The 8,707-nt window shown below is 61.0% G+C and carries 10 protein-coding genes; 7 read left to right on the forward strand and 3 right to left on the reverse strand.

Translation table 11 applies throughout. The features are described from left to right. Nucleotides 1-266 (forward strand): DUF2799 domain-containing protein (locus AAC083_RS15900; RefSeq protein WP_108537105.1); only part of this gene is annotated, 266 nt, incomplete at its 5' end. A 27-nt stretch (nt 267-293) separates the two neighbouring features. Here the strand turns inward: AAC083_RS15900 and AAC083_RS15905 are convergent. Both AAC083_RS15905 and AAC083_RS15910 read right to left on the reverse strand, forming a co-directional pair. Further along, nucleotides 294-458: a hypothetical protein gene (locus tag AAC083_RS15905; protein ID WP_108537106.1), complete on the reverse strand. Its 165-nt coding sequence runs from the start codon at nt 456-458 to the stop codon at nt 294-296. Between the two features lie 103 nt (nt 459-561). Then, a complete protein-coding gene (locus tag AAC083_RS15910; protein ID WP_108537107.1) occupies nt 562-993 on the reverse strand; it encodes a flagellar basal body-associated protein FliL in 432 nt (143 codons plus the stop codon). A 145-nt stretch (nt 994-1,138) separates the two neighbouring features. Between AAC083_RS15910 and AAC083_RS15915 the strand changes: the two genes are divergently transcribed. Both AAC083_RS15915 and ubiA read left to right on the forward strand, forming a co-directional pair. Continuing rightward, the gene (locus tag AAC083_RS15915; protein ID WP_108537108.1) at nt 1,139-1,675 is read left to right on the forward strand and encodes a chorismate--pyruvate lyase family protein; all 537 of its coding nucleotides are present in this window, start codon (nt 1,139-1,141) and stop codon (nt 1,673-1,675) included. Then, nucleotides 1,672-2,541 carry a 4-hydroxybenzoate octaprenyltransferase gene (gene ubiA / locus AAC083_RS15920; RefSeq protein ID WP_042034817.1) on the forward strand — a complete coding sequence of 290 codons (870 nt, stop codon included), beginning with the start codon at nt 1,672-1,674 and terminating at the stop codon, nt 2,539-2,541. Before AAC083_RS15915 ends, ubiA begins: the two co-directional genes overlap by 4 nt. Before the next feature lie 58 nt (nt 2,542-2,599). Here ubiA and plsB read toward each other — a convergent pair whose 3' ends face one another. After that, nucleotides 2,600-5,023: a glycerol-3-phosphate 1-O-acyltransferase PlsB gene (gene plsB / locus AAC083_RS15925; RefSeq protein ID WP_108537112.1), complete on the reverse strand. Its 2,424-nt coding sequence runs from the start codon at nt 5,021-5,023 to the stop codon at nt 2,600-2,602. Between the two features lie 204 nt (nt 5,024-5,227). Here plsB and lexA point away from each other — a divergent pair, with 204 nt between their 5' ends. The 4 genes from lexA to AAC083_RS15945 all read left to right on the forward strand — a co-directional run. Continuing rightward, a complete protein-coding gene (lexA, locus tag AAC083_RS15930; protein WP_108537109.1) occupies nt 5,228-5,851 on the forward strand; it encodes a transcriptional repressor LexA in 624 nt (207 codons plus the stop codon). A gap of 462 nt (nt 5,852-6,313) precedes the next feature. Beyond that, nucleotides 6,314-6,601 (forward strand): hypothetical protein, encoded by a 288-nt coding sequence (locus AAC083_RS15935; RefSeq protein WP_042034820.1) that lies wholly within the window; start codon nt 6,314-6,316, stop codon nt 6,599-6,601. A gap of 221 nt (nt 6,602-6,822) precedes the next feature. Next, nucleotides 6,823-7,449: an SCO family protein gene (locus AAC083_RS15940; protein ID WP_108537110.1), complete on the forward strand. Its 627-nt coding sequence runs from the start codon at nt 6,823-6,825 to the stop codon at nt 7,447-7,449. Between the two features lie 22 nt (nt 7,450-7,471). Next, nucleotides 7,472-8,707 (forward strand): MATE family efflux transporter (locus tag AAC083_RS15945; protein WP_108537111.1); only part of this gene is annotated, 1,236 nt, incomplete at its 3' end.

An 8,707-nucleotide genomic window follows, 5' to 3' on the forward strand; every position in this document is an offset into this window, starting at 1 on the left:
AGAAGGTGTGGATCGAGGTGGGGGAGGCTGATGGCAAGCTGGGCTTTACCACTGAACGGGTCGAGTTTCATCAGGGGCAGTGTGGCAAGAAGGTGGATGTCGAACTGTGGAAACAGGGGCATCAGAAAGGACTGGCGTGGTATTGCCGGCCTGAGCACCTCTATCTGGCTGGCCGCTCCGGCAGCGAATATCGTGGCGTTTGCCCCAATGACGGACAGGCGCGCAGATTGTTCGAACAAGGGCGTCAGGGCTGGATCGATCAATAGCCGGTCACGGGGTGGGGATGACCCGTCTTACTCTTCTTTCAACCGCAGCGGCTGACACAGATAGCTTTTGTCATTGGCGCTGCGAGCACACTTGCCACAGACAAACTTGGGTTTGCGCACGATTTTGCGCAGGGTTTTGAGATCGCTCGGGATCTCGCTGCGACGCCATTCACACAGGGTCTTGTTGCCCATACCGACTACCTCGACAACTCAGTGGGGCCTAGTGTAATCAATTTTCATTTCGAACACAGCAATACGGCCACCCCGGGGTGGCCGTATTGTTTGACTATGTCGATTACTGGTAGAGGAACTTGGTGAAGATGAGCTCGCGTACCGCCTTCTTGCCGGTCTCTTTCACCAGCAGCTCGTTGACCTGGGTCAGGCACTCCTTGCGCAGCTCCTCGCGGTTCACCAGGGACTTGATCTGATCGGCGGTCTTGCTGCCCATCAGGCGTATGATGGCGTCGCGGATCAGGGGGTCGTGCTGCTCCAGCAGCTTGAGATCGGCCTCGTTCTCAGCCATCAGCTCCACAGTGACCCGGATATAGCCAAGGGTTTTGCCATTGCTCAGATAGTTGGTGATGATGTCGGGATCGAGGGCGTGGTAGGAAAAACCGGGCTTGGCGGCTTCGGCCCCTTCGGCGGGGGGGGCCTTCTCTGACGAGGCCTGCGCCTGCAGGGCGCCACAGCTCAGTAATAACACCAGCAGAATTTTGAAGATCTTCATATCGATGGCTCATCAGCGGCAGATACCCCATTTTTGATGTTGCCATCGGGGCCGTCAAGCACGGATGTTCTTACAATTCTCGATTGATTTACGGATAATAAACCGGATTTTAACCTGATAACGGAAATCTCCGGATGGTGAAGCTGTGAAGTCCGAGTTGACTGTTCCCCTCGTCCAGCTCGTCCCGTGGCGGGCTCCCGCAGAGTGCGAGCCGCCAGAGGCACTGCGGCCCTGGTTGCTGGAGGCCGACTCCATGACTCGGCGCCTGCGTCGCCACAATCGCCACTTCTCGGTGCAACTGCTCGGTAACCGCAGCGTTTCGCTTGGCGCCGATGAGCTGCAGCTGGTGGCCGCCGAGCACCCCCAGGGCCTGTGTCGCGAGGTGATACTGCACGGCGATGGTGGGCCGGCTGTGCTGGGCTGGACCCTGTTTGCCGAAGCGGCTTTGCAAGAGAGCGGGCTACGTGAGCTGGGTGAACAGCCCCTGGGCGAGCGTATCTTCGGTGACAAGCCTGCTCGGCGTGATCACCTGCAACTGGCCTGTTTCGAGATTGCGAGCAATCCCTGGTGCCCGGCCGCCACCGTCTGGGGACGTCGTTCCCGTCTGTTTCTTGGGCAATGGCCATTGCTGGTCCATGAACTTTTCTTGCCCTCGCTGTCATCGAATAAGGAGCTGGAGTGAATTTGTTAACCAAGGAGCGGGGACTGGCCTATATACAGTTGGCCCGCATCGACAAGCCCATCGGCACTCTGCTGCTGCTGTGGCCGACCCTGTGGGCGCTCTGGCTGGCGGCCGATGGCCTGCCGGATCTCTGGACCCTGCTGGTGTTCGTGGTGGGGGTATTTCTGATGCGCTCTGCCGGTTGTGTCATCAACGACTACGCAGATCGCAACTTCGATGGCCATGTGAAGCGCACCGCCGGTCGGCCCTTGCCCACGGGCAAGGTCAAGCCGCGGGAGGTGCTGGCGCTGTTTGCCGTGCTGGCGCTTATCTCGTTCGCGCTGGTGCTGACCATGAACCCGCTCACCATAGGCCTGTCGTTCGCGGCCCTGCTGCTGGCGGTCTGCTACCCCTTCATGAAGCGCTACATTCCGATCCCGCAGCTGGTGCTCGGCATGGCCTTCTCCTGGTCCATTCCCATGGCCTATGCGGCCCAGGCCAACGCCTTGCCACTGGTGGTCTGGTTGGTATTTCTCGCCAACCTGCTGTGGACCATCGCCTACGACACCCAGTACGCCATGGTGGACAGGGATGATGACCTCAAGCTCGGCTTGAAATCGAGCGCGATTCTGTTTGGCCGCCACGACAAGCGGATTATCGGCGTGCTGCAGCTGGCCACCCTGTTGATCCTGCTGGCAGTGGGCCAGTTGACCGGGCTTGGGGCTTGGTATTACTGGGGGCTGTTGGGGGCTGCGGCCCTGTTTGTCTACCAGCAGCGGCTGATCCGGGAGCGGCAGCGGGAGGCCTGCTTCCAGGCCTTCCTCAACAATAACTATGTGGGGGCGCTGGTATTCATCGGTCTGGTGCTCAACTACCTGTTGCCGTGACGCATGTCAGGATAAAAAGAAGGCCGCATCATGCGGCCTTCTTTGTTTCCGGTCTCTGTCAGAGCCGGTTGCCCGCCTGTATGGTACGGCGGATCTTGGTGCTCAGCAGCGGCACTATGTTGTCGGCCAGTGCCTGGAAGCGGCCCAGATCCGGTTTGCTCTCGGGAGAGAGGTAGCCTTCGCTGCGCAGCGTGTGGATCAGGGTGCTGAACAGCTTCTGGTCGAAGAACTCGGGTGCATTGATGCCGTGCAGGGTGCCGAGGCGCTCCGCCACCATCAGGCCATCTGCTTCCAGCTGTTCCGCCTCGATATAAGGCTGGGCCAGCACCCGGGTCAGTACGATGGCGTAGCGTTGCAGCGTCTCCTGAATGCTTTCGGCCAGCAGCAGCAGGCGCATCTGGTTGCCCGGATTGACCCAGTAGCCGCCATCGCGCGCTTCGACCAGCTGCTGGCGTAGCAGCTCGGCCAGCAGGGCATCGACCAGCGCCGGCAGCTCATCCTCTTCGTAGCGCAGGAACAGCTCCGTCTTGAGCAGCGGGTAGATGTCGACGCAACGGGCGACGATCTCAGCGCGGGAGATCCCCTCGCAACGCTCGATCAGTGCCGCCACCAGGGAGGGCAGGGCGAACAGATGGAGAATGTTGTTGCGATAGTAGGTCAGCAGGATCGCCTGATAGCGGTCCAGGCTGATGATCTGGCCCAGCTTGTCCTCGCTCACCTCGAACTTGTTGAGCTCCATTGCCTGATCCAGCAGTGTCTTGGCATCCTCATCCGGGATTGTGCTCTGCGGGCTGTAGGGCACCTGCTTGAGCATATCCAGGTAGGTGTTGAGCTGGGCCTGCAACTCGTCCCGTGTCAGGGCGTGGCGCTCGGCGGCCAGCAGCGCCAGCGCGCTCAGGGTCAGGCCGTTGACGGCGGCGGCCCCGTTGATGCGGGTCATCAGCAGCTCGGCCAGCCGGGTGACGGTGGGGGCCATCCACTCGGGGCGCTCTTCCTGACCGATATCGGCCTTCCACGCCGGTACATGTTCATTGAGGTAGCTGTTGAGGGTCAGTGGCTCGCCGAAGTTGACGAAGCCCCGGCCATAGTTGCGCAGCTTGCGCAGGATGCCGAGTACTTGCAGGAAACTCTCTTTCTCCTTGCGGCTGCCCTTGAGCTCGTTGTGGTAGGTGTTCACCTCCATCACGTGCTCGTAGCCCAGATAGACGGGCACCAGGGTCACGGGTCTGTCCAGCCCGCGCATCATGGCCTGCAGTGTCATTGCCAGCATGCCTGTTTTGGGTGGCAGCAGACGACCGGTGCGGGAGCGCCCACCTTCGGTAAAGAATTCCACCGAATAGCCCTTGGCAAACAGCAGGTTCAGGTATTCGCGAAATACGGTGCTGTAGAGCGGATTGCCCTTGAAGGTGCGGCGGATGAAGAAGGCGCCACCATGACGAAAGATCGGGCCTGCTGGCCAGAAGTTGAGGTTGATGCCCGCCGCGATGTGGGGCGGCACCATGCCCTGGTGGTAGATGACGTAGGAGAGCAGCAGGTAGTCCATGTGGCTGCGATGGCAGGGCACATAGACGATCTCGTGCCCTTCCTGCGCCAGCTGGCGTACCTTCTCGGCGCCGTTGACCGAGAGGCCGCGATAGAGTTTGTTCCACAGCCAGCCGAGGAAGCTTTCACTGAGGCGGATCAGCCGGTAGGAGAAATCGGAGGCGATCTCGTCCATGTAACCGTGAGCGCGCTTTTGCGCTTTCTCCAGGCTGATTCCCTCGCGCAGTGCCTCCTCTTCAATCGCCTGCTGGATCACGCTGGAGTCCAGCAACTGCTTGAACAACAGATTGCGGTTCGGCAGCTTGGGGCCGGTGGCTGCCAGTTGCTGGCGGCTGAAGTGGGTGCGGGCCACCCGCGCCAGCTTGTGGGCGATAGCCTCGTCGGTGCCGTACTTGTCCGCCATTTGACGCAGGGAGAGCGGAGGAGAGAAGCGCACCAGGTTCTCGCGGCCCTTGAGGATCACGATCAGCGCCTTCTTGAGGCGGTTCGGTGCCAGGCTGCTGATGATGTTCCAGCCGGAGGCATCTTCCCCTTCCCGGCCGGGGGCGCGGCCCCAGAACAGGGTGACGGGCACCACCTGAATATCCAGCGTCGTATCCTGCTTGTGCAGATCCAGCAGCTGGTGGAACTCCTGCAAGAAAGGCAGTGGCTTGTTGCGTTTGCCGAACAGGGGCGGCGGGCGATCCAGACAGACGTAGCGCGGTAACAACTGGCCGTTCAGCTCCAGCGGCGTAAAGGGGCCGGGCAGGCCGAGATCCTCGCAGCACTGTTGCAGAGTCATCAGGTCGGTGCTCGAGCTGGTTTTCAGGGCATAGACGATGGGTCTGGCCGGATCCAGCTTGAGCTCGGTGATGGGATTTTCCGGCAGGCTCTTGTGATTGACCAAGCCACTGACCGGCCATTGCAAGATGGCTCTGGAAATCTTCTGTCCAAGGGACATGTGCGTCTGCTCTCTGAAAAAATGCGGCATGAGCATAGCAAATCACCGGCGCCTTGTCGCCGAGAGGTACGATGAGTCGGTTGCGCAGGATCAAAACACCGCTAAATGAGTGCCAGGCCATGACAAATGTCAGCTGCGCCTTGCCTTGGCCACAGCACTGTATATACTGCCAGTGTGCTGTATAAAAAGACAGGTGCCAATGTTATGAAACCCCTTACCCCCCGCCAGGCCGAAGTGCTGGAGCTGATCAAGGTGAACATGAGCGAGACCGGTATGCCGCCGACTCGCGCCGAGATTGCCCAAAAGCTTGGTTTCAAGTCGGCCAATGCGGCCGAGGAACATCTGAAGGCCCTGGCCAAGAAAGGGGTCATCGAGATCATGCCGGGCACGTCCCGCGGCATCCGTCTGCTGATCGAAGAGGAAGAGGTGCTGGCAGAGAGCGGCCTGCCGCTGATCGGCAAGGTCGCGGCCGGTGAACCTATCCTGGCGCAGGAGCACATCGAGAGTCATTATCAGGTGGATCCTGCCCTGTTCCACCCCCGGGCGGATTTTCTGCTGCGGGTGCAGGGCATGAGCATGAAGAACATCGGCATTCTGGATGGCGACCTGCTGGCGGTACACAAGACCCAGGAGGTGCGCAACGGTCAGGTGGTGGTCGCGCGTCTCGATGAGGATGTCACCGTCAAGCGTTTCCAGCGCAAAGGCAGCCAGGTGTGGCTGCTGCCGGAAAACGAGGAGCTGGAGCCCATCGCAGTGGATCTCTCCAGCCAGCAGCTCACCATAGAGGGGCTGGCCGTCGGCGTGATCCGCAACGCCGACTGGATGTAATCACCCTTGCCATGACACGGCCTCCCGCGGGAGGCCGTGTCATTTCTGTGTCTCTTCCCCCATGATTTCAATCAGATCCTGATGCCCGCCATTTTTGTCTGCGGCGAACGGCCGCAGGTGACTCATTTCAGATATATCATTTGGTTAGGCAGTGAATGTCTTGCATTGCCCCCGGATGCTCGGCAGGACGCTCTTTACCCACTTCGCCGGTGGGGCAGGAACCCAAGGGCTGCCGGGATGTATGACAACAGCCTCATGTGCGCTGGACAGCAATGGCAACCACTGAGAGAGGCGATATCGCGGGATAAGAAGGGAGAGTGGCCAACATGGCGCTGACGGCAACGACCGTCCGGCGAATGAGGGCACACTCACGCAGTCGACACGCGGCAGTCACAAGATCTGGCCACCTCGCGGTAGCAGACGATGCCGGTCGGCGTGACCTCATGGTCAAGGAGGACAGGTATGGCTTCAAGCTCGCCATGGGATCCGGGTCTGGCATCGCCCGTTTCTTCCATCACACGGTTCATCAAGGGTAACCGGATGACCCGTTTCTATGCGCTCTGGGTGCATCACAAGGGCGCCTGCTGGACCATCTGGCTGGGCTGTCCCAAGGACAAGATTGTCCGCCTGGTCCGTCTGTTTCACAGTCATCACGACAGGGGACAGACGGAGGCTCCCTGGACGGCCCCCGTCATACCGCTGCGCACCCTGACCCACCGCTCCCATGAGCGGCGCAGGCTGCAACCCTGATATCCCCGCGTGCTGCTGACAGCCCCACCCTGACGGTGGGGCTGTTGTTTTCTGGCCTTGCTTGCCCGACAACCTGCCCATAGCGTCATCACCTGCCCGACGCGGGATGCCAAACCGGCACCCGGTACATGGGATGGTCCGGTCCGGGATTGGCTGGGTTACAATGGGTCATCCATGCGGGCCCGGTCTGCGGGCATGTCGAAGTGAAAGGGTCTGTTGTTATGGTTAAACCGCGTTACCCCTTGCTGTTTCTGCTGCTGGTCGGGGGCATGATGGCCGCATTCTACTGGAGCCAGCCCTCCCGGCCCGAGCAGGCCGACTACTACCCGGCGGGGCGGGATATCAATCCGTTTGCCTTCACCGACGAGGACGGTCAGCCCTTTGTCCCGGCCAGTCTGCTGGGGCAGTGGACCTTTCTGTTTGTCGGTTATACCTTCTGCCCGGATATCTGCCCGACTACGCTGGCGGATCTGCGCTCCGTCTACCCGGCGCTGAAGAAAATCGCATCCGAGAGCCAGGTGGTGTTCATCTCGGCGGATCCGCAGCGGGATGACGTGGCCCGCCTCAAGACCTATACCGCCTTTTTTCATCCCGAGTTCAAGGCTGCGACAGGTTCCCATGACAAGCTGTTCCCGTTTGTACGCAATCTGGGCCTCATCTACTCCATCGCCGATCAGGGGGAGAGGGATTACCTGATAGACCATTCCGCCTCCATCGTGCTGATCAACCCGGAAGGCAAGTTGAAGGCCGTATTCCGTCCCCAGATGAACGAGGGGCAGGTGCCGCACGTGGTCATGGCGACCCTGGTCTCCGATTTCGCCAGAATCGTGCGGCTGGAAGGCGAGTGATGCCAGACGAGCGGCGGCTGCCATGCTGATCCCGCCTTGGTTGAAAGACGGCCGGCGCCATAGCGCCGTGTTTGCCCTGGCCTTGCCCATGGTGCTCTCCAATATCACCACTCCTTTGCTGGGGCTGGTGGATACCTGGGTGATCGGTCATCTTGGCCAGGCCTGGTTCCTCGGTGGCGTCTCGGTCGGGGCGACCCTCATCAATCTCATCTTCTGGTTGCTGGGTTTCCTGCGCATGTCCACCACAGGGTTGACCGCCCAGGCCCAGGGTGCCGGCAGCCCGCACAGCCAGCTCGACACCCTGGCGCGGGCACTCGGCCTCGCCGTCGGACTGGGACTGGCCTTACTACTGCTGTTGCAGCCCTTCCTGCCTTCGCTCATTGCACTCGGTGGCGGCTCTGCCGAGGTGCAGGGCTATGCCGGTGAATATGTGTCGGTACGGATCTGGAGCGCCCCGGCGGCGCTCTGCAATCTGGTGATCATGGGCTGGCTGTTGGGTATGCAGGATGCCCGCAGCCCCATGCTGCTGCTGATCTTGACCAACTTGGTCAATATGGCGCTGGATACCTGGTTCGTACTGGGGCTGGGCTGGCAGGTGAAAGGGGTGGCTGCCGCCTCGCTGCTGGCAGATTACAGCGCCCTGGGCGTCGGATTCTGGTTGGTGAGCCGTCATTTGCGGCGGCTGTCACCCGAAGTGTGGCAGGGGGCCTGGCAGCGCTGGCGTCAGTGGCCGGCCTTGCTGAGACTGCTCAGCCTGAACCGGGATATCTTCATCCGCTCCCTCTGTCTGCAACTCTGTTTCGCCTTCATGACCCTGCAAGGGGCGCGACTGGGAGACGTGGCGGTGGCCGCCAATGCGGTGCTGCTCAACTTTCTGATGCTCATCTCCTACGGGCTGGATGGCTTCGCCTATGCGGTGGAGGCCATGGTGGGTCGCGCCATAGGTCGGCGGGATCGGCAGGGGCTGCGCGAGGCCATAGTGCTGAACCTGGGGTGGGCGCTGCTCATCGCCATTGGTTTCAGTCTGCTGTTTGCTACGGGTGGCAGTCGGCTCATCGCCCATATCACCGACATTCCGGCGGTGATCGCCGAGGCAAATCGCCAGCTGCCCTGGCTGATCGTCATGCCATTGCTGGCGGTCTGGTGCTTCCTGCTGGATGGGGTCTTCATCGGTGCGACCCGGGCCCGAGAGATGCGTAACAGCATGCTGGTGGCGGTATTGTGCGGCTTCTTCCCCATCTGGTGGCTCTGTCAGGGC

The organism is Aeromonas sp. HMWF014, assembly GCF_963878295.1.
Classification (GTDB): Bacteria; Pseudomonadota; Gammaproteobacteria; order Enterobacterales; family Aeromonadaceae; genus Aeromonas; species Aeromonas popoffii.